Genomic DNA, 21,674 nt, shown 5'->3' with positions numbered 1-21,674 from the left:
TAAAATCTGTCCTTCACACCACTTAAATATAATATATGAAAATTATTATCTGCTTACTAATTTGCTTCTGAAGCCACCATTGTTGCTATTCTGTGGGCTCGAAGTTGAACGTTCAGATCTGGAACCGCCATTGTTTCCTCTAAATCCTCCGTTGTTATTTTCTCTTCTCGGAGTATTTTCTCTTTTTACTTCATTATTTCCTCTGAAGCCACCGTTATTTCCAAGTCCGCCTCTCGTTCCATTATTTTCAGAATTCCCTCTGAATCCGCCGCCGTTATTTCTTACTCCATTATTATCATTACGGAAACTTCCTGAATGCTCATATCTTCCTCCATTATCCGCCTGATTACGGAAACCTCCCGAAGAACTGCCATCTCTTACAGATCCTCTGAATCCGTTATTCGGTCTGTCACTCGTTCTGATTACATTGAAGGTTGGATTATCCATTCTTCTAAACCTTGACCTGTCTACCCTGTACACATTGATATTTACATTTCTGTATCTCGGCATTACTGCATATCTCGGTGCATAATACGTTCTTCTGTAATTCTGGAAATAGGCGATCGGGTTTGTTCCGCGATAATAATTATTTTGGAAAACAACAAATACCCTTGGTCCCAAAATTCTTTGCAGGGCAAAAAATCTGTCATAATACCATCTGTCCGGATTATATCTGTAAAAATTATCCCATGTAGAAAAATTCACATACAGATTATTTAAACTTAAGATCTGATCCATCTGCCATCGGTCTAGCCTGTTTTCTCTAAAAAAGACATTCCAGTTGATATTGGTGATGCTGTTTCTGTAATCATTATAATATCCCTGATAATAATCACCTGGATAATAATCCTGAGGATAGTTGTAATAATAATCATCCGGGAAATAGTTTCTGTCATCTTCATCACTGTAACCTCCTCCATTCTGATAATATCCGTCATCTCCCCATCCGTTATTATTTGGATACTGCTGGGCGGAAGACAAAGCTGCCAGTCCCAAGGCAAATCCCAAAAGTATTTTTTTCATCTCTATAGTCGTTAATTGGTTAGTATATAGTAGAATATCTCTATTCTATCTTTTGGATATAAATAAAAAAAAGAAGTTAAATCCTAAGATCAAACTTCTTTTAAATTATAGTTAACCAATTGATAATCAAATGTTAAATTTACACTCTTCCACTATCTTTTATCCAAGAGGCAATTTTTTTGTTGAACATTTCCTTTTCTTTCAGATCTTCTAGCTTCAGATGCATCCTGTACCGCCAATAATGAGGGAAAACTGCAGGATTATTGATTCTTTCATTGTCCATATTCGGGTTGGTAAGCTCCGGATCCGTTGCCAGGAACTCTTGAATCGGGAAAATGGCCAGCATCGCATCATTATAAAGATGTTGCTTCATAATAATTTCAGCAAGATGAGAATTCATTTCCTCAGGAGCTTTTCCATACTGGATCAGCTGCTGGTTAAAATATTTCTGTGTCAATGCCGGATTTTCCTTCCACCACTGTCTCAGCGTAGAGCTGTCATGGGAAGAAGCCGTAACCACATTCATATAATCCGCATTTTTAGGATTGTAAAACGGAATATTATCTGACGGCATACGCTGTACTTTCAACGCAATAATAGCCAGTTCATCCATCGCCACTGGTACGCATGCGGGAACCATTCCCAGGTCTTCACCACAGATCAGCATCTTTGTAGCATTCAGAATAACCGGCAGCTTTTCCATCGCTTTTTCTAACCATAGATGATCCTGTCTTCTGAAGAAATAATCGTGATAGAGGTCATAGATCGCTTTCTTCTCCCATTCAGGCAGATAGGCATAGGAATCCGTATGGTAAACATTAAATCTTGGGTGATATACTGTTTCGCCGTTTCTTTCCTCAGTCAGGAACAAGACATTAGCACAGAGAGAAACAAGCTTTTCTTCAATAGCGCCCTTCGGATTCTTTTTGAAAAAATCGGTCAGCTTCCTTTGGGTATCAAATTCTTCCTTGAATGAGTACGTTCCGTTATGATGATTATGAATAAATTCAAGGGCCTGATTAATGTTTTCACCAAAATATTCCCAAAGAATTCTATCATTAATATAAGGCTTACAATAGCGGTTAAAATCAAACGGGATATGCCTGGCTTTAAATTCCTCCGAAACAACAGGAACAGCAGGATAAAAATACCCTAAAATCCCTTGTGTCGCAGAAACAGGCATTCTCCAAATTCTGAAAAACCCTAAAATATGATCAATCCGCATCGCATCAAAATACTGCTCAAGCGCTTTGAATCTATTTTTCCACCATCGGTAATCGTCTTCTTTCATGGCTTCCCAGTTGTACGTAGGGAATTCCCAGTTCTGCCCCAGTTCCGTAAACTGATCCGGTGGTGCGCCCGCCTGGAAATCCATACCGAATAATTCAGGCTCCGTCCATGCTTCCACAGAATACCTGTAAATACCGATCGGAAGGTCACCTTTCAACGAAACACCTAAGCTATGGGTATAATCTACAGCATCCTTCAACTGTAAATGAAGCTGATATTGTACCCAGGCATGAAGCATTGAAGCATCATAATCCTTACTCTTTACAGCAAAAAATTGCGAAATTTTTCCTGCAATATATTTCTTATGGGTTTTCCAGTCGTTGAAATTGGGCGTTTTATATTTGTCCCTCAACACACAAAAAGCAGCATAAGGAACCAGCCAGTATTCATTATCTTTTATAAACTTCTTGAAGTTCCTGTCTTTATAGATTTTCTCCTTTTCCGAATTAAAAACTGCCTTTAAAAACTTCCATTTGCCAGCAATCACCTTTTCATAATCAATCAGATCAAGGGCGTTTAATGCCTCCTTCTCAGACTGGTATTCAGAAACTAATTCTTCCGGTAAAGCAAAATCAAGATATTCCAGTGAAATATACTGCGGATGCAGCGCATACACGGAAACCGCTGCATATGGATAAGAATCCGTCCATGAATAATTCGCGGTTGTATCATTAATCGGAAGAATCTGGATAATCCCCAGGTTGGTTTCATTCGTCCAGTCAGCAAGCTTTTTCAGATCTGAAAACTCCCCTACTCCGAAACCGTTTTCACTTCTCAAAGAAAATACAGGAACTGCTACTCCGGCATCATGGTACATTTGATAGGACCTGAATTTAAAATAATGATTGGAAACGATTTGCAGAACATCCGGAAGCGGATTGGCAAGCGTAAACCTGTTTTCTCCGGTCTCAACATCAATAACGCGCCCTTCTTTTTTGTCGAAAATACAATACTTATATTGGATAAACTCGTTCTCAGGAATCTCAACAGAAGCTTCCCAGATTCCAAAATCAGTCTGTGAAAGATGGATTACTTTTTCATAATTCCAGTTTCCTAAAGATGCTGTATTGCCAAACAATACAATTTTCCAGTCCGGATTGTAAACAGGAGCCTCGATCCTGAATAAATGGGTGTGCTTTTTTAAGACCACCGCTTTTTCAGGAACAAACTGATTAAGTTTATTATAAAGAATTTTATTGTTTAAATAATTCTCAGGAAAATTTTTATTATTCCATTCATCGAAAATAATAAACTCCTTGTAATTATGAGGGAAATTAAGATGGTGCAGTACAAACTCTTCTCTCAGAACGTTTCCTTTTTCGTCTGTAAGCTGATATTTGTATGAAATTGATTTTGAGAAATAATCTACCTCACATTTCCAAATGCCGTTTTCTGCATAAAATAGGGTATGAGTCTGGACAGCAGCACCTTCACCATCTGCAATCAATAGCTGCAGATTCTGTCCGGCCTTTGCATTATATCCCACATTAAAGTATAACTTCATCTATATTTTTTTATAAAAATACATTTTAATATCGAAAAATAAAACTTATTGAAGATCAAATAATCATTAAAAAACCTTCTCAAAATAAGTTGAAAAGGTTTTATATTTTTATTAAACTCAAAATAAATTTTGGCCAATAATTGAAATGTTTTATTCTGTAACTAAAATTTTCTTGTTTAGAAGAACCTTTCCTGATTCCTCTGTGATGTTCACGATATATGCCCCGCTGATAAGGCTTTTCAGGTAGATCTGCTGGTTGAGTGAACCGTCTTTCACAGACAGATTCTGCTTCATTACATTTTTTCCGGAAATATCAAAAACAGTCAGGATAAGATTTCCTTTTATCGCTTTATCATTTACATTAACGTTGATTAAATGCTCATCCACTTTGGTTGGATAGATATCAATATTGGCCAAGGTATTTATTGAAGAAGCCCGGTCATTGGCAAAATATTTACTCGCCAAATCATAAATATGAGGTTTTTCTTCACCAGGAAGAGGTTTTGCCTGCAATGTTTCAAGATCTACTTCATATAAACGGTCTCCTTTGGCACTCGCAATGACTACTTTTCCTTTGGCGTTCACTGCAGATCCGTTCACTGAATAATGTTCAGGAATACCGGAAATCTTACCAACAAATTTCGCTTTTAATTCTTTAGCAATGATTTTAAAAACATTTCCTGAAGCCGAAAAAACATAAAAATTATTTTCAGCATCGGCAACCATATCGCCTCCGAAACCTGTTTCCATTGCTGTAAACGAATTCTTTCCGTTAGAAGCATCATCTTTAATGATTCCAAGATCATTAACGGTATATTGACCTCCTTTTTTGCTGATCTGTATCAGCTGCGTTCCCGCATTGTTAAGTGCGTAAATATTTCCGTCATACCCAGCCGTCATTCTTGTGATGTGGGAATTGATATCACAAGAAGTCACTTTTGTCACCGTATTTTCAACCAGCGTAATGTCTTTTGTCTTCGCATTTAAAATATAAATATTGGACGAAAACATTGGCATATACACCAGATTATTGTTCATCGGATCATAAGCCAGAGCGGCCATGGTAACCGACTGTGAATTGCCGTAAGAATTTTTGTCTTCCGACACATTACCTTTTCTTTCCTGAGAAAATACTTTTGCCGTAGCATCAGCTGAGAACAGTTTTTCTCCGGAAGTACCGTTGACCACATCCATCACACGGAAATCACTGAAAACAATACTGGAAGTATCTTTTCCTGCGATTGCAAAAAAATCCTGCTGTGCCTGAACATTAGCACTTAGCACAAACAGGAAAAGAGGGAATAAATGTTTTTTCATACAATGTAGAATTTAGATTCGTAATCATTTTAGTATAACTAAGTTACACAATTAAATCATTGAATCATAAAAAAATACAAGTATTCACATAACATTTATAATCATTTAATCTAAACATTGATATTATGATAATTTCAATGTTTAAACACAAATACCACAAATATTTCCACAAATCTAGCTACTTAATGCCCCGTATATTTATGTCCTTTATAAAAAAGATTAGTGCAATTAGCTTTTTTAACGCAAAGTTTGATGATTAAGTTGTATTAATTTAAAGAAGCAAAGATTGTCGGCTCCGCCAACTTAATTAAGTTGCCGATTTTAAAAAAAATTAAGTAGAAGTAGGAAAAGCTGCGAAAGATGATTATCAAGATCACTGGATCACAACAAAAAACTCCCGCTGATTACACGGATTACAACAGATTGTATGAGATGATCTGTAGAATCCACGCTATCAGCGGGAGCGGTATCATTTATTTTGAGATTTAATTCAGAACGTAACTTGTTCCGTCTCTTCCGTCTTTCAGTTCAATGCCTTCAGCAAGCAGTTTATCTCTGATCTGATCTGAAAGGTCAAAGTTTTTTGATTTTCTGGCCTGATTTCTCAGTTCAATTAAAACTTTTAAAGTCTGATCAAGCTTCTCGTTATTGTTTTCTTCAATATTCTGAAGTCCTAAAACATCAAATACAAATCCATTCAACGTTGACTTTAAGTCTTCAAGATCTTCAGCAGAGATTGTCTCTTTCTCATCATTTAAAGCGAAAATATATTTTACCGCTTCAAATAAATGAGCGATCAGAACCGGAGAATTGAAATCATCAGTTAATGCATCATAAGCTTTGTTTTTCCACTCTTTAAGATCAAAGCCAGATTGTTTTTCATTATCCGGAGTGATAGAGTTCAGTACTTTAATAGCTTCCATTAATCTGATAAAACCTTTTTCGCTTGCAATCATCGCATCATTGGAAATATCCAGCACACTTCTGTAATGTGCCTGCAGGAAGCAGAAACGTACGATGGTGGGATGGAAAGGTTTCTCAAAAAAGTCGTTTTCTCCAGTCACCAACTGCATCGGAAGAATGTAGTTCCCTGTAGATTTACTCATACGCTGGGAATTCATCGTTAGCATATTGGCGTGCATCCAGTAATTAACCGGAGCGGTATCATTGCAAGCTTTCCCTTGTGCAATTTCACATTCGTGGTGTGGGAATTTCAAGTCCATTCCGCCACCGTGGATGTCAAACTTTTCACCTAAATATTTCGTGCTCATAGCAGTACATTCAAGGTGCCATCCCGGAAAACCTTCGCCCCAAGGAGAATTCCATCTCATGATATGTGCAGGAGATGCTTTTTTCCATAAGGCAAAATCCTGTGGATTTTTCTTTTCACCCTGTCCGTCAAGATCACGGGTATTGGCAAAAAGTTCTTCTATATTACGTTTTGAAAGTTCACCGTAGTTTAGGCCTCTCCTATTGTATTCAAGAACATCAAAATACACAGAGCCGTTGCTTTCGTAAGCAAAACCTCTTTCGATAAGCTTCTGTGTCAGCTCGATCTGTTCTACGATATGACCGGTCGCTGTAGGTTCAATATTGGGAGGAAGCAGATTGAACATTTCCAGTACTTTATGAAAATCCACCGTATATTTCTGTACGATTTCCATAGGCTCCAGCTTTTCCAGACGGGTCTGCTTTACGAACCTGTCGTTTTCTACATTTCCATCGTCTGTAAGGTGGCCTGCATCGGTAATGTTTCTCACATATCTTACTTTATACCCTAAATGGATCAGAGTACGGTAGATAAAATCAAAGGAAAGGAAGGTTCTTACATTTCCCAAATGCACATTGCTGTACACAGTAGGTCCGCAGACATACATTCCAACGTTTCCTTCTAAAATGGGTTTAAATATTTCTTTTTCTGCTGTTAGAGAGTTATATAATTTTAATTGCATTTTTTTAAATTAAAAGATTCAATGATTAAAGGATTTAAAAATTAGTTAAAATAATTCTATCCACAACAAATAATTGTCGTGAGAAAAATTTTATTGGACACTTTTTTAAATATTACCATTATTAAATTGCTTTTAAGTGATACTGCAGATGATCGATATAATCCTGGATAATATATTCCAGTGTGAATGCCTGAGGAACCGTTTTTGTGGTGTCACAGGTTCTTTGCAGAGCTTCGTCCGGAATATTTTCTACGGTATGGACAATCTGAAGATTCAGCGACTTCCAAAGGCCGATGACCTCTGAAAACGGAACATTCTGATAATTCTGCGCTTTCACCCAAAAATCCTGATCATATACAATATTATCATTTTCTTTATACTGAGTCACTACAAATCTTCTGATATTCGTCAGTGCACTATCGCAAAGATGCCCTAAAATTTCTTTTTTAGACCACTTTTCAGGTGAAATTTTATACGCCCATTCTTCCTCAGAAATGGTTTCAAATCTCTGAAGTTCGGCATCTACAATATTTTTAAGAATCTGGTAGTTCATCTATTTACTAATAATCAAGTTTAGCATGGCTTCCTACATAATGCAGGAATTCCTGTCTGGTAATAGGATTGGTTCTGAAAATACCACTCAATTCTGCCGTGATGGTAGAACTTGCGGTATCTTTTATTCCTCTGCAGTTAACGCATAAATGTTTTGCATCAATAATACACGCTACATCTTTGGTACCAAGCGCTTCTTTTAAAGCATCTACAATCTGCATCGTCAGTCTTTCCTGAACCTGCGGTCTTTTTGCATAATAATCCACAATCCTGTTGATCTTGGAAAGGCCAATCACTTCGCCGTTTGAAATATAGGCTACATGGGCTCTTCCGATAATCGGCAGAAAGTGGTGTTCACAGAAAGAATATACGGTAATATCCTTTTCCACCAACATCTGGCGGTATTTGTATTTATTGGAAAACGTGGAAATTCCCGGTTTGTTTTCAGGAAGAAGTCCTCCAAAAATTTCATTCACATACATTTTGGCAACACGCATCGGTGAATCTTTTAAAGAATCATCCGTCATATCCATCCCCAGTGTTTCCATAATCTCACCAAAAAGTTCGGTAATTTTTTCTATTTTTTCCTGTGGCGATTTATCAAATGCATCTTTCCTAATAGGCGTATGTTCTTTTCCAGTGAAAATATCATCGTCGTTATCCGTAAAATCAACCATTTTTATTTAATTTGCAACAAAAATACGGATAAAATCTGTTCATCGATTTCAATTTGGACGAAAAACATTATCCATTCTCAACTTAGCCTATGATTATTGTCGAAGAAGTACAGACCGAAAACCAGAAAAAGAAATTTTTAGAATTTCCCGCCCAGCTTTACCAGCACGACAAAAACTATATAAGACCCCGAAATCAGGATATCGAAGAGATCTTTGATCCTGAAAAAAATAAATCTTTCCAGGAAGGAGAATGTGCACGGTTTTTATTTAAAAACAAACAGAATGAGACGGTAGGAAAAGTGGCCGTTTTCATCTCTCCTCTTTATGAGCAGAAACAGCCGACAGGAGGCATTGGATTTTTCGACTGTATCCATGATCAAGCAACAGCCGATTTTATTTTCGATCATTGCAAAAGCTGGCTACAGAAAAGAGGGATGGAGGCGATGGATGGCCCGATCAATTTCGGGGAACGGGATAAATTCTGGGGACTTTTAACGGAAGGGTTCGCTGAACCTCTGTTTGGAATGAATTATAATTTTCCTTATTACAAAGAACTTTTTGAAAACTATGGTTTCAGGATGTATTTTGAACAGCTTTGCTTTTCACGACCTATTTTCGCTGATGTTTCCCGGATTTTCACCCTCATGCATACCAAGCACAGCAGAAATCCCGCGATCTCCGCAAGGCCGATGAAAAAGAATAATCTGCCGAAATTCGCAAAAGATTTTACAGAAATTTATAACCAGGCCTGGGCCTGTCACGGAGAAGGTAAGCAACTGGAAGAAGCAAAGGTTCTGAAAATGTTCAGGACGATGAAGCCTATCATCAATGAACATATTTCCTGGTTCGTGTATGAAAATGAAAAGCCTATTGCGATGTGGATGAATCTTCCGGATGTAAACCAATGGTTCAAATATCTGAACGGCCGATTTGGAATTGTGGAAAAGCTGAAATTTTTGTGGATAAAACAATTCACCAAGAATGAAAAAATGGTAGGTCTTGTTTTCGGTGTGGTTCCGGAATGGCAAAAGAAAGGGATTGACGGCTACATGATCTGGGAAGGAACGCAGCATTTGAGAAAGCACACGGATTTCAAAACAACGGAGCTTCAGTGGATCGGAGATTTTAATCCTAAAATGATAAAAATAGCTGAGAGTCTTGATACAACTGTTACCAGAAAACTGGCTACGTATCGGTATTTATTTGACCGTGATAAAGAATTTGAAAGACATCCTATCCTTTAAATAAAAAACCCTGCCGTTTATTCAACAGCAGGGCTCCTTTCATTAGATACTCTATTAGAATAGCTCTCCGGCTACTTTTTTTATGTTATCACTTTTCCCCATGGAGTAAAAGTGCAGTACAGGAACTCCAAAATCAAGCAGTTCTCTGCATTGGGTAATGGCCCATTCTATCCCGATCTGTTTTACAGCTTCATTGTTTTTGGCTTTTTCCACTTCGTTGATCAGTTCTTCCGGAAGATCGATCTTGAATATCTGTGGCAGAATTTTTAAATGCTTTTTTGTAGCAATCGGCTTGATACCCGGGATAATAGGTACTGTAATTCCCATTTCCCTGGCTTTTGTCACAAATTCAATAAATCTTTTATTGTCAAAAAACATTTGGGTAACGATATAATCTGCTCCGGCATCTACCTTTTGCTTCAACCATTTCAGATCATAATTCATAGAAGGCGCTTCCATATGCTTTTCAGGATAACCTGCTACTCCGACACAAAATTTATTGAGCTCGTCACAGGCTAGCTCATCATTATGAAGGTATTTCCCTCTCCCTAAATCATTGATCTGATGAACAAGATCCATGGCACTGGTGTGACCTCCTGGTGTAGGCTCAAAGTATTGATGCCCTTTCATAGCATCGCCTCTCAAAGCCATGATATTATCTATTCCTAGGTACATACAGTCTACCAACAAATATTCTGTTTCTTCTTTGGTAAAACCTCCGCAAAGAAGATGGGGAACAGTATCTACATTATATTTATGCTGGATCGCGGCACAAATCCCTAAGGTTCCGGGACGCATTCTTGTGATACGGCGCTCCATGAGCCCGTTCCCTTTATCAAGATAAATATATTCTTCTCTGGACGTGGTGACATCAATAAAAGGAGGCTTAAACTCCATTAGCGGATCTATGTTGGTGTACAGATCTTCGATTCCAATTCCCTTCTGGGGTGGAACCACTTCCAGAGAAAATAAGGTCTTCCCGTTTGCGTTCTTAATGTGTTCAGTGATCTTCATTTTATAGTTTAGTTATTTTTATCTGATTGATGGTTGCTGTTTGTTTGTGACCTATTAATCATTAACGCACACAACTCAGACAGCCCTTGACTTTTAAGCCAGATTCGGGGATAGCCACCTTCTTGCTTCATCAATTGAACAGCCTCTTCTTTTCGCATAATCTTTAAGCTGATCTTCCGTAATTTTTCCGAGACCGAAATATTTCGCATGCGGACTTCCGAAATAATATCCGGAAACAGCTGCTGTAGGAAACATCGCCAGACTTTCGGTAAGGAAAACGCCAGTATGTTCTTCTACTTTTAAAAGATCCCAGATGGTTTTCTTTTCCAAATGGTCCGGGCAGGCTGGATATCCCGGCGCGGGACGGACTCCTTTGTATTTTTCTGCGATTAAATCTTCATTGCTCAGACTTTCCTGATTGGCATAGCCCCAATATTCTGTTCTTACTTTTTTATGTAAAAATTCAGCGTAGGCTTCTGCGAATCTGTCTGCAAGAGCTTTTACCATGATGGCATTATAGTCGTCGTTGGCTTTTTCATATTCATCCGAAAGTTCATCTGTTCCAAATCCGGTACAGACACAAAAAGCCCCCACATAATCAGTTTTGCCTGAACTTTGAGGAGCAATGAAGTCACTTAATGCCAGATATTCTTTTCCTTTAGAACGCTGAGCCTGCTGTCTTAGGGTTAGGAACCGGGCTTGTTCTTCATTATTTTCATTAAAAATTAAGATATCATCCGTTTCATTGGAATTCGCTTTGAAAATCCCGAAGACGGCTTTTGCCTTCAGTAATTTTTCATCAAGAATTCTCTTTAAAATAACCTGTGCATCTTTAAACAATTCTTTAGCCTGAGTTCCTACCACCTCATCTTCCAGAATATTTGGATATTTCCCGTGAAGATCCCAGCTTCTGAAAAACGGAGACCAGTCGATAAAAGGCAGCAATTCGTTCAAATCCTGATCTTCCAGTACGGTTACCCCTAAATTATTCGGCGTAAAGATCTCTTCGTTTTCCCAATCGATGCTGAAATGACTTTTCCGTGCCTCTTCAATAGAAACATAGTCTTTATCAACCTGTCTGTTTAAAAACTTTTCTCTGAAATCAGAATAATCACTTTTTAAATCATCTACATATTCTTTATTTCTGTCCCCCAATAAGGAACTCACAACATTTACCGCTCTAGAGGCATCATTAACGTGAACGACAGCATTTTTATATTTTAAATCTATTTTCACAGCGGTATGTGCTTTTGAAGTGGTAGCACCACCGATCAATAAAGGAAAATTGAGATTTTGTCTTTCTAATTCTGAAGCGATGTATACCATTTCATCAAGACTTGGCGTGATCAACCCGCTCAAACCAATGACATCAACCTTATGTTCTATAGCAGCCTGAATAATTTTTTCAGCCGGAACCATTACTCCAAGATCAACAATTTCATAATTATTACAACCCAAAACAACACTCACAATATTTTTACCAATATCGTGAACATCACCTTTTACGGTAGCCATCAGAATTTTTCCGTTGGCTGGTCTTGACCCGTCTTTTTCATCCTCAATGAAGGGTTGAAGGTAAGCCACTGCTTTTTTCATGACCCTCGCAGATTTTACCACTTGTGGAAGGAACATTTTTCCGCTTCCGAAGAGATCTCCTACAACGCCCATTCCGGTCATCAAATTAATTTCAATGACATGAAGTGGTTTTGCGGCAACCTGTCTGGCTTCCTCTACATCTTCTTCTATAAAACGGTCGATTCCTTTTACTAAAGAATGCGTAATTCTCTCCTGTAGAGGCCTGGTTCGCCATTCAAGTTCTTCGACTATTTCTTTTTTAACAGATTTATTCTTTTCAGAATAATCTAAAAGTCTTTCTGTAGCATCTTCTCTCTTATCGAGAATTACATCTTCTACAAGCTCTAATAACTCTTTATTAATTTCGTCATAAACTTCCAGCATTGCAGGATTCACGATTCCGATATTCATTCCTGCCTGAATGGCATGGTAAAGAAATACAGAATGCATCGCTTCTCTCACGGTATCATTTCCACGAAATGAGAAGGAAACATTGCTTACTCCTCCACTCACCGATGCATAAGGAAGATTTTGTCTTACCCATCTTGTCGCTTCAATGAAATCAATGGCATTTCTTCTGTGCTCATCCATTCCTGTCGCCACAGGGAAGATATTTAAGTCGAAAATGATATCTTCTGCGGGGAAACCAATTTGATTAACCAAAATATCATACGACCGTTTTGAAATTTCAACTCTTCTATCAAAATTGTCTGCCTGACCTTCTTCATCAAAGGCCATTACGATCACTGCGGCACCGTATCTTTTGACGGCTTTTGCCTGTTTGATAAATTCTTCTTCCCCTCCTTTTAAGCTGATGGAGTTCACCACACATTTCCCCTGTGCAACCTGAAGTCCAGCTTCCAGAATCTCCCATTTGGAAGAGTCTATCATGACCGGAATTCTTGCGATATCCGGTTCTGAAGCTATTAAATTCAGGAATTTGATCATCGATGCTTTTCCATCGATCAATCCGTCATCAAAATTGACATCAAGGATCTGGGCACCTCCATCTACCTGATTCCGGGCAATATCGAGTGCTTCAGAGAATTTCTCCTCTTTTATCAGTCTTAAAAACTTTTTGGACCCGGCAACATTAGTCCTTTCACCAACATTGATGAAATTACTTTCCGGTGTTATGATAAGAGGCTCAAGGCCTGATAATCTTAAATATTTCATTAATTTTTTATTCTGCTAAATTATAATAGGCACTGTCCGCATTCGGTCTCGGCAGATCTATAGCTCTGCTTAAAGTTGTCAACAGCGGAAACGTTTTATAAGCCAGCTTCTATTTGTTGTTTTAATAAAAACTACCTGATCACACAAATTCTTTTGCTTTTCTTGGCGGATATTGCGCCACCAAATCCGAAATTGCTTTGATATGATCGGGAGTTGTACCACAGCATCCACCAATAATATTGATTAATTTTTTCTCAACATATTCCTTGATCTGTCTTGCCATATCTTCCGGTGTCTCGTCATATTTCCCGAAAGCATTGGGAAGTCCGGCATTTGGATAAGCAGACACATAGAATTCTGAGTTATGGGCCAAAGTTTCCAGATATGGCGTGAGCTGATCTGCTCCTAAAGCACAGTTAAATCCTACGCTTAACAAGTTCAGGTGGGAAATTGAGATCAGGAACGCTTCGGCAGTTTGCCCGCTCAATGTTCTTCCAGAAGCATCTGTAATCGTCCCGGAAACCATGATCGGAATTTCTATATTTCTTTCTTCCTGAAGTTCATCAATGGCAAACAATGCAGCTTTAGCATTCAGGGTATCGAAAATGGTTTCTACCAAAAGGATATCTGAGCCCCCATCCAGCAAAGCTTCACACTGTTGTTTGTATGCTATTCTTAATTCGTCAAAAGTAATTGCTCTGTAGCCGGGATCGTTAACATCCGGACTTAAACTCGCCGTTCTGTTGGTAGGGCCTATGGAACCTGCTACAAACCTTGGCTTATCAGGATTTTGAGCAGTAAATTCATCACAGACTTTTCTGGCAATTTTCGCTGATTCATAGTTCAGTTCATACACGAGTTCTTCCATGTGGTAGTCTGCCATCGCAATGGTAGTTCCCGAGAATGTGTTGGTTTCTATGATATCTGCTCCGGCTTCAAGGTACTTTCTATGAACTTCTTCGATAGCTTGTGGCTGGGTAAGAGAAAGAAGGTCATTATTTCCCTTCACGGAATGTTCCCAGTCTTTGAAACGTTCTCCACGATAGTCTTCCTCCTCGAATTTATAACGCTGAAGCATGGTTCCCATAGCGCCATCCAGAACAAGAATTCTTTTTTCCAGTTGAGCATTAAGAGATAAAAGTTGAGCGTCTTGTCTACTATTTTTCATGTTCTATTTTCTTATAATAATTGGTAAATCCGCTGATTAGCTTTTTACATAAAAGGATTTTTGAGGTTACCTTCTCAAAATCCTTCTTCGAGATATAGTTCTGGTCTAAGGAACCATAAAGCTGAGTTTCCAGTTCATACAAAGATCCTCCTGCAATATGCAGAAACTGCAATGTATCTTCTGAGGTCTGGCTTTTGCATCCTTCAGCAATATTTGATGGAACTGAAGTAACGGCTCTTCTGATATGGCCGGTCAAATCAGACCATTCTTTCTTGGGATTCTTTTGGATGAAACTGTCTAACAGAACCACCAATTTTCTGCCTTCATTCCAAACCTCAAGTTGTGTATAATCTCTGCTCATAGGTATAAACTTTAACTATTAATTCTCAATTAATCTAAAGCCTGCTTCAGATCAGCAATGATATCATCTATATGTTCCAAACCTACTGAACAACGTACAAGCCCTGCCGTAATTCCCACTTCATTTCTTTCTTCCTCAGTCAGTTTTGAATGGGTCGTTGATGCAGGGTGTGTTACGATAGTTCTTGTATCTCCCAAATTGGCAGAAAGTGAACACATTTTTATTTTATCCAGGAAATTTCTTCCGCCTTCTATTCCACCTTTGATTTCGAATGCAACAATGTTACCTCCCAATTTCATTTGCTTTTTAGCTACTTCATAGCTCGGATGGGATTTTAAGAACGGATATTTAGTCAGCTCTACATTTGGGTGACTTTCTAAAAACTCTGCAACCTTCAATGCATTTTCACAATGCTTTTCAACACGGATAGCCAATGTCTCAAGACTTCTTGACAATACCCATGCGTTGAATGGTGACATAGCAGGTCCCGTATTTCTTGCAAAAAGATAGATTTCTCTGATCAGATCAGCTTTTCCTACAGCTACGCCTCCTAATACTCTCCCTTGTCCGTCAATAAGTTTCGTGGCAGAATGTACAACAACATCTGCACCATATTTAATAGGTTGTTGTAAGTAAGGTGTTGCAAAACAGTTGTCTACAACAAATATCAGATTGTGTTTTTTCGCAATTTTTCCAAAAAACTCAAGATCCAGAATTTCAATAGCCGGATTGGTAGGCGTTTCAAGGTATAAGATCTTGGTATTGGGTTTAATGTATTGTTCAACGTTTTCGGCATCTTCGGCTTTGAAATAGGTGGTTTCGATATTCCATTTCGGGAAATACTTCGTAAACAAAGTATGGGTAGATCCGAAAACTGACTGGCAGCTTACGATATGATCGCCCGCATCCAGTAAAGTGGCAAATGTGGAATAAATAGCCGCCATTCCGGTTGCAAATGCATATCCTGCTTCTGCACCTTCCATTTTAACGATCTTATCTGTGAATTCTGTCACATTCGGATTTGAAAAACGGCTGTACAGGTTTTTAGATTTTTCTTCAGCAAAACTTGCTCTCATATCTTCTGCATCCTCAAAAATAAAACTGGATGTAAGATATAAAGGCGTAGAATGTTCGTCAAACTGAGTTCTTTCAGTTTGGGTTCTTATTGCGGAGGTTTCAAAATTTTCCATATAGTTTAATTATCAATGTACCAATGAATCAATATAACAATGTACCAATGATTGCTAGACTGTTACATTGCTATATTGTTACATTATTAATATTATTTAGTTTCACTTACTCTTAAAATATCACCGAAAACTCCTCTTGCAGTTACCTGAGCTCCGGCACCGGCTCCCATGATTACAATCGGGTTTTCTCCATAGCTTTCTGTATAAATCTCAAAGATAGAATCTGACCCTTTAAGCTGCCCTAAAGCAGAACTTCCCGGTACAGAAACCAATTTCACATCAAGCTGACCTTTGTCTTTCTGAAGGTCTCCGTGAAGGTCTCCTACATAACGAAGCACGTGTCCAGGCTCTTGCCCTTCTTTGATTTTCTGGTATTCTTCATCCAGCTCATCCAGCCTTGAGATAAATTCATTTTTATCTACTGATAAAAGATTTTCCGGAATTAAATTTTGGATATCGATATCCTGGAATTCATTGATCAGGTCTAGTTCTCTGGCCAGGATCAACAGTTTTCTTGCCACATCATTTCCCGAAAGGTCTTCCCGAGGATCAGGTTCTGTATACCCTTTTTCCATTGCTTCTCCGATGATGGTTGAAAACTTATCGTTTCTCACAGAGAAGTTATTAAAGATATAGCTCAATGAACCGGAGAATACCCCTTTGATCCTTGTGATATTTTCTCCTGAAAGATGTAATAATTTTATGGTGTCAATTAGCGGAAGCCCCGCCCCTACATTGGTTTCATACAGGTATCGTCTGTTGTTTTTACTCAACGTATATCTTAGTTTACGATATTCCTCGATGGGAAGTGTATTGAAAATTTTGTTAGAAGAAACCAGGTCAAACCCATTTTCAGCCAGGGCGTGATAGTTTTTTACAAAATCTTTGCTCGCTGTATTATCTACGACGATCAGGTTTTCCAGCTGATTTTCTTTGGAAAAGTTGATCAGTTCTTCAACATTTGATGGATGTTGTGCTGTTAAAACCTCATCATTCCAATCTGCATTAAAACCTTTTTTATTGAAAGCAATTTTTCTGGAATTGGCTACTGCTACTACTTTAAGGTCAATTTTCTTACGTCTTCTGATTTCTTCAGAAGATTGTAAGACCTGTTCTATTAAAGTCTTTCCAACATTTCCATGACCGATAATTGCTAAATGAACGGTTTTTGGTTTTTTGAAAATTTCAGATTCAATAACATTTTTCGTTTTCTCATCCTGTGACGAGGTCACTACAATATTCACTCTGTTTTCTCCTGCAACCTGGTTTAAAAGAAGGGGAAAAACATTATTTCTGGCCAGTTCTCCCAAAACTTTATTGAAATCTTCCGCTACAAATCCAAGTACGGAAACATTATTGATGCTATAGATTTGTGAAACTTTTCCTGATTTTCTTTCTTCTTCAAATTCATCAATAAGACAAGCAACTGCTTTTTCTGCATCTGCCTCATTGACCAGAATAGAAAGCCCATTTTCAATGGCCTGCTGGGAGATCACCCCTACACTGATTCGCGCTAAGGTAAGCGCCTTAAAAATTCTCCCGTCGATCCCGATTTCACCCAGGAAATCTTCTCCTTCAAATTTGATGATTGATCTGTTTTTTAAAAACTTGATTTCGTTCGCATTTCTCATCTGTTCCTAATTTTTTGTTTGTCATTGTCAGATAAAATTTCGCTTTCGCGCCATTCCATTCTAAAAATATTATGTATGATATTATTTAATTGTTCGTATTCCATTAAGAAGGCATCATGCCCGTGAATTGACTGTATTTCATGATAGAAAACATCTTTCTTTTTCTCTTTCAGGTGCTCAAAGCACATTCGGATTTCTGAAGCTGGAAAGAATAAATCGGTATCTACAGCGATCAGGTGCATTCGTGCTCCTATTTTCTCCAGTTTAGAATTGTCCGTATTGATATTCATCAGCAGGTGATTCATCAGCTTGTATGAATTCAAACTAAACCTTTCGTTTAATGAATTCCCGTGATAAATGAGCCAATCTTCTGACTCTAAGCGCTGATTTTCATGATGATATCTGTTTTGAAACCTGTTGTTTAAGGACTGTGGAGTTCTGTAACACAGCATAGCGTGAATTCTTGCTTTCTGCAAGGGTTCATCGTTTCCGTTCAGCAGAAATTTCTGAACCAGACACTGGGCGTGAAGCCAGTCATGAGTTTTAAGATCGCAGGCAATGGGGATAAATATCTCAGCGAGTTGTGGCTGCTTGGCAAGCATTTCCCAGGCAATTCCTCCTCCGAGAGAACCTCCAATAATGGCATATAAGTTTTTGATATGTAAAGCTTCAAGACCTTTCAAAAATATTTCTGCAATATCTGAAGGGGTGAAGTCTTCGTATTCGTCAATTAAAAAATGATCATATCCGTTTCCGGGGATATTGAAACAGAGAACGGTGTATGTATTCGTATCGATTGTCTTATTTTCACCGATCAATTGTTTCCACCATCCTTTTTCTCCGGAAACATTCGAATTTCCGGTCAACGCATGATTGACCAATATAATGGGTGCTGTAAACAGGTCTTTCCCGAAGATCTGATAGCTCAACGGGATATGGTATTCCTTTTGGGAATAAGTCTGATACGAAAGATTAATATAGTTTAGTTCTGTTTTCAATTCTATTATTATTTTAATACAATTGAAAATGCCACAGGAAATGGCTGAAAAGAACTTCAGTAAGTTATCTGTCCAAAATAAATTGGTAGAACGTAGCACCTTCTTTGCTTGCACAAAGGGTTGCTAAGGTTTCATAGGGTCTAATCCCTCAACCTTTCTTGATAACATTTTCAATATTTGAATGAACGCTCTGCAAAGATATGTCTTTCTTTCTAATTTTTCAAGAAAAAATATTTAATATTAAAAAATCCTGTAATGATAAGTGTTTCAAGGCTATGTTAAGAATTCTTCAGATGAAAGGAATTGGAATTATTTTTCAAAAAAACTACCTTCGTATTGAAAAAAGTGATGAAATATGATTGTTGAGAAAGAAAGATTACAAGATTCCAAATGGAAAAACTGGGGTCCATACGTAAGCAACCGGCAATGGGGAAATGTACGTGAAGACTACAGCCCGAACGGAAATGCATGGCATTACGCTAACCATAATAACGCAGAAAGCTACGCCTACAGATGGGGAGAAGAAGGCATAGCCGGGATTTCCGATGTAAAGCAGATCTTCTGTTTTGCGTTTTCATTCTGGAACAAAAAAGATAAAATAGTAAAAGAACGTTTCTTCGGTCTGAGCAACCCTCAGGGTAACCACGGAGAGGATATCAAGGAGATTTTTTATTACCTGGACAATACACCCACCCATAGCTATATGAAAATGGTGTATAAATATCCAATCAATGCATTCCCATATGACGATCTTGTTGCTGAAAACGGAAGACGCAGCAAACAGGAACCTGAATACGAGATTTTTGATACCGGAATTTTTGACAATGATGACTATTTCGATATTTTCATTGAATACTGTAAAGCCGATCACAATGATATTCTGGCCAGAGTAACGGTTCACAACAGAAGTAAGCAGGATGCTCCTATCGTTATAGCTCCTACTGCATGGTTCAGAAATAACTGGAAATGGGGCTACAACACCTATAAAGGACAGATGAATGCTTCTTACGACGGATGCATCGATATTAACCATGACAGCATTTCAATCAAAAAGCTCTATTCGAGAAACCTGGCTGCGAAAAGTGCTTTCTGTGAAAATGAGACCAATGCACCAAAGTTATATGGGGCCCCCTATACCGGGAATACTTATTTTAAGGATGGAATCAATGATCATATCGTTTACGGAAGTAATACGGTAAATGCTGAAAAAAGAGGGAGCAAAGCTTCTTTTATAATTGATGAAATCATTGAAGCAGGACAATCTAAGACTTTTGATTTCAGATTATGTCCTAATGAGACGGATGAACCGTTTAATCAATTTGACGAGGTCTTTACTACAAGAATTGCTGAAACCAACGAATTTTATCAGGAGGTTCAGAGTGAAACGACAAACGAGGATGAAACAAATGTCCAGCGGCAGGCTTTTGCAGGACTGCTTTGGAATAAACAATTCTATCATTATAATGTCGGGAAATGGCTGAAAGGCGATCCGAATCATAATGCGCCAAGAAACTTCAATGATTATGTAAGAAATACGGAATGGAATCATCTTCACAATAAGGATATTATATCTATGCCTGACAAATGGGAGTATCCATGGTATGCAACCTGGGATCTGGCGTTTCACTGCGTTCCTTTTTCTATCATTGATGCTGAATTTGCCAAGGGACAACTTCTTCTTTTAACCAAGGAATGGTATATGCACCCGAATGGACAGCTTCCTGCTTATGAATGGAACCTGAGCGATGTGAATCCGCCGGTACATGCATGGTCCTGCTTCAGGGTTTTTAAAATTGATGAAAAGCAAAACGGTAAACCCGATCTTTTATTTCTTGAAAAGGTTTTCCAGAAACTTCTCCTGAATTTCACCTGGTGGGTCAACCGGAAGGATCAAAGTGGTAACAATATTTTTGGTGGCGGTTTCCTTGGACTGGATAATATCGGAGCTTTTGACCGTAATATGGAACTGAAAGACGGGCAACATCTTGAACAAGCGGACGGAACGAGCTGGATGGCCATGTACGCGCTTAATATGATGCGTATTGCCATGGAACTCGCCCAGTACTATCAGGTGTATGAGGATATGGCTATTAAGTTCTTTGAACATTATCTGTATATCGCGGAAGCAATGGAAAACTTAGGGGATGGCAAAGAAGGCTTATGGAATGAGGAAGACGGCTTTTTCTATGATGTGCTGCAACTGGGTAACGGCGAAAGTGTTTCTTTAAAATTAAGAAGTATTGTGGGGTTGATTCCAATGTTTGCCGTAGAAATCATAGACCATAAACTATTGGATAAGATGCCTAATTTCCAGGCTAGGATGGAATGGGTATTAAAAAATAAGCCCGAGCTAACGAAACTGGTTTCGCACTGGGATGAGGAAGGACAGGGCAGAAAACACCTGATGAGTATCTTACGTAAGAACCGACTGACAAAGGTTTTGAGGAGAATGCTTGACGAGAATGAATTTTTAAGTTCTTACGGAATCCGTGCGATGTCAAAAGTTTATGAAGAAAATCCGTTTGTGTTTTCAGTTCACGGTACGGAAAATGTGGTATACTACACTCCTGCCGAAAGTGACAGCCGCATGTTTGGAGGAAACAGTAACTGGCGTGGACCGATCTGGTTCCCCATCAATTTCCTGATCGTGGAAAGTTTACAGCGTTTTCATTTTTACTACGGAAACAGCTTAAAAGTGGAATTTCCTACAGGAAGTGGTGAAAAAAAGAATCTTGATGAAGTGGCACAGAATATCAGCAAAAGACTCTGCTCGTTATTTTTAAAGGATGAAGACGGACAGCGTCCTTTCAACGGCGGAAATGCCAAGTTCAATTATGATGAACATTTTAAGGATTACATTACGTTTTTTGAATATTTCCACGGGGATAATGGCCGCGGTGTAGGAGCTTCTCATCAAACCGGATGGACAGCAACAGTAGCCAAGCTTATGAAACCTAGATTAACAGTATAAAATGCAGATGCCGGCCCGAATGGGCCGGCAT

Annotated in this window: 15 protein-coding genes and 1 riboswitch; of the genes, 2 read left to right on the top strand and 13 right to left on the bottom strand. The window is 38.4% G+C overall.

Annotated features, from left to right (window positions below):
• Nucleotides 1–45 precede the first annotated feature (45 nt).
• The 6 genes from NZD88_RS10960 to folE all read right to left on the bottom strand — a co-directional run bounded on the left by NZD88_RS10960 (nucleotide 46) and on the right by folE (nucleotide 8,315).
• Nucleotides 46–1,023, bottom strand: coding sequence for a hypothetical protein (locus NZD88_RS10960; RefSeq protein ID WP_259829175.1), 978 nt, complete (start codon nucleotides 1,021–1,023; stop codon nucleotides 46–48).
• 139 nt (nucleotides 1,024–1,162) lie between these two features.
• Nucleotides 1,163–3,817 (bottom strand): 4-alpha-glucanotransferase, encoded by a 2,655-nt coding sequence (locus NZD88_RS10955; protein WP_259829174.1) that lies wholly within the window; start codon nucleotides 3,815–3,817, stop codon nucleotides 1,163–1,165.
• Between the two features lie 150 nt (nucleotides 3,818–3,967).
• Nucleotides 3,968–5,134, bottom strand: a complete 1,167-nt coding sequence (locus NZD88_RS10950; RefSeq protein ID WP_259829173.1) for a T9SS type A sorting domain-containing protein — start codon at nucleotides 5,132–5,134, stop codon at nucleotides 3,968–3,970.
• A 485-nt stretch (nucleotides 5,135–5,619) separates the two neighbouring features.
• Complete coding sequence (gene cysS / locus NZD88_RS10945) at nucleotides 5,620–7,086, bottom strand: cysteine--tRNA ligase (RefSeq protein WP_259829172.1); 1,467 nt, start codon at nucleotides 7,084–7,086, stop codon at nucleotides 5,620–5,622.
• A gap of 121 nt (nucleotides 7,087–7,207) precedes the next feature.
• Nucleotides 7,208–7,639, bottom strand: a complete 432-nt coding sequence (locus NZD88_RS10940) for a DinB family protein (protein WP_259829171.1) — start codon at nucleotides 7,637–7,639, stop codon at nucleotides 7,208–7,210.
• Nucleotides 7,640–7,646: 7 nt separating this feature from the next.
• On the bottom strand, nucleotides 7,647–8,315 hold the full coding sequence (gene folE / locus NZD88_RS10935) for a GTP cyclohydrolase I FolE (protein WP_169234866.1): 669 nt from the start codon (nucleotides 8,313–8,315) through the stop codon (nucleotides 7,647–7,649).
• An 89-nt stretch (nucleotides 8,316–8,404) separates the two neighbouring features.
• Here folE and NZD88_RS10930 point away from each other — a divergent pair, with 89 nt between their 5' ends.
• The gene (locus tag NZD88_RS10930) at nucleotides 8,405–9,559 is read left to right on the top strand and encodes a hypothetical protein (RefSeq protein ID WP_259829170.1); all 1,155 of its coding nucleotides are present in this window, start codon (nucleotides 8,405–8,407) and stop codon (nucleotides 9,557–9,559) included.
• 54 nt (nucleotides 9,560–9,613) lie between these two features.
• Here the strand turns inward: NZD88_RS10930 and metF are convergent, their stop codons facing one another.
• From metF to NZD88_RS10895, 7 genes are all read right to left on the bottom strand, one after another.
• A complete protein-coding gene (gene metF, locus NZD88_RS10925) occupies nucleotides 9,614–10,573 on the bottom strand; it encodes a methylenetetrahydrofolate reductase [NAD(P)H] (RefSeq protein ID WP_259829169.1) in 960 nt (319 codons plus the stop codon).
• Between the two features lie 93 nt (nucleotides 10,574–10,666).
• Entirely contained in the window at nucleotides 10,667–13,324 is a 2,658-nt protein-coding gene (metH, locus tag NZD88_RS10920; RefSeq protein WP_259829168.1) for a methionine synthase, read from the bottom strand.
• Between the two features lie 139 nt (nucleotides 13,325–13,463).
• Nucleotides 13,464–14,492, bottom strand: coding sequence for a homocysteine S-methyltransferase family protein (locus NZD88_RS10915; protein WP_259829167.1), 1,029 nt, complete (start codon nucleotides 14,490–14,492; stop codon nucleotides 13,464–13,466).
• Nucleotides 14,482–14,853, bottom strand: coding sequence for a four helix bundle protein (locus tag NZD88_RS10910; RefSeq protein WP_169234871.1), 372 nt, complete (start codon nucleotides 14,851–14,853; stop codon nucleotides 14,482–14,484). The genes NZD88_RS10915 and NZD88_RS10910 overlap by 11 nt, the downstream gene beginning before the upstream one ends.
• A 29-nt stretch (nucleotides 14,854–14,882) precedes the next feature.
• Nucleotides 14,883–16,043, bottom strand: coding sequence for an O-succinylhomoserine sulfhydrylase (locus NZD88_RS10905; protein ID WP_259829166.1), 1,161 nt, complete (start codon nucleotides 16,041–16,043; stop codon nucleotides 14,883–14,885).
• A gap of 92 nt (nucleotides 16,044–16,135) precedes the next feature.
• On the bottom strand, nucleotides 16,136–17,674 hold the full coding sequence (locus tag NZD88_RS10900; protein WP_259829165.1) for an ACT domain-containing protein: 1,539 nt from the start codon (nucleotides 17,672–17,674) through the stop codon (nucleotides 16,136–16,138).
• Nucleotides 17,671–18,672, bottom strand: a complete 1,002-nt coding sequence (locus tag NZD88_RS10895; protein WP_259829164.1) for an alpha/beta fold hydrolase — start codon at nucleotides 18,670–18,672, stop codon at nucleotides 17,671–17,673. Before NZD88_RS10895 ends, NZD88_RS10900 begins: the two co-directional genes overlap by 4 nt.
• A gap of 61 nt (nucleotides 18,673–18,733) precedes the next feature.
• Nucleotides 18,734–18,840, bottom strand: a riboswitch (SAM riboswitch).
• Nucleotides 18,841–19,027: 187 nt separating this feature from the next.
• Here NZD88_RS10895 and NZD88_RS10890 point away from each other — a divergent pair.
• Nucleotides 19,028–21,643 carry an MGH1-like glycoside hydrolase domain-containing protein gene (locus NZD88_RS10890; protein WP_259829163.1) on the top strand — a complete coding sequence of 872 codons (2,616 nt, stop codon included), beginning with the start codon at nucleotides 19,028–19,030 and terminating at the stop codon, nucleotides 21,641–21,643.
• Nucleotides 21,644–21,674 lie beyond the last annotated feature (31 nt).

Source organism: Chryseobacterium pyrolae (assembly GCF_025153485.1).
GTDB classification, from domain to species: domain Bacteria; phylum Bacteroidota; class Bacteroidia; order Flavobacteriales; family Weeksellaceae; genus Chryseobacterium; species Chryseobacterium antibioticum.
Note: the sequence above shows the minus strand (reverse complement) of the source record. Positions and strands in the feature narration are given on the sequence as shown.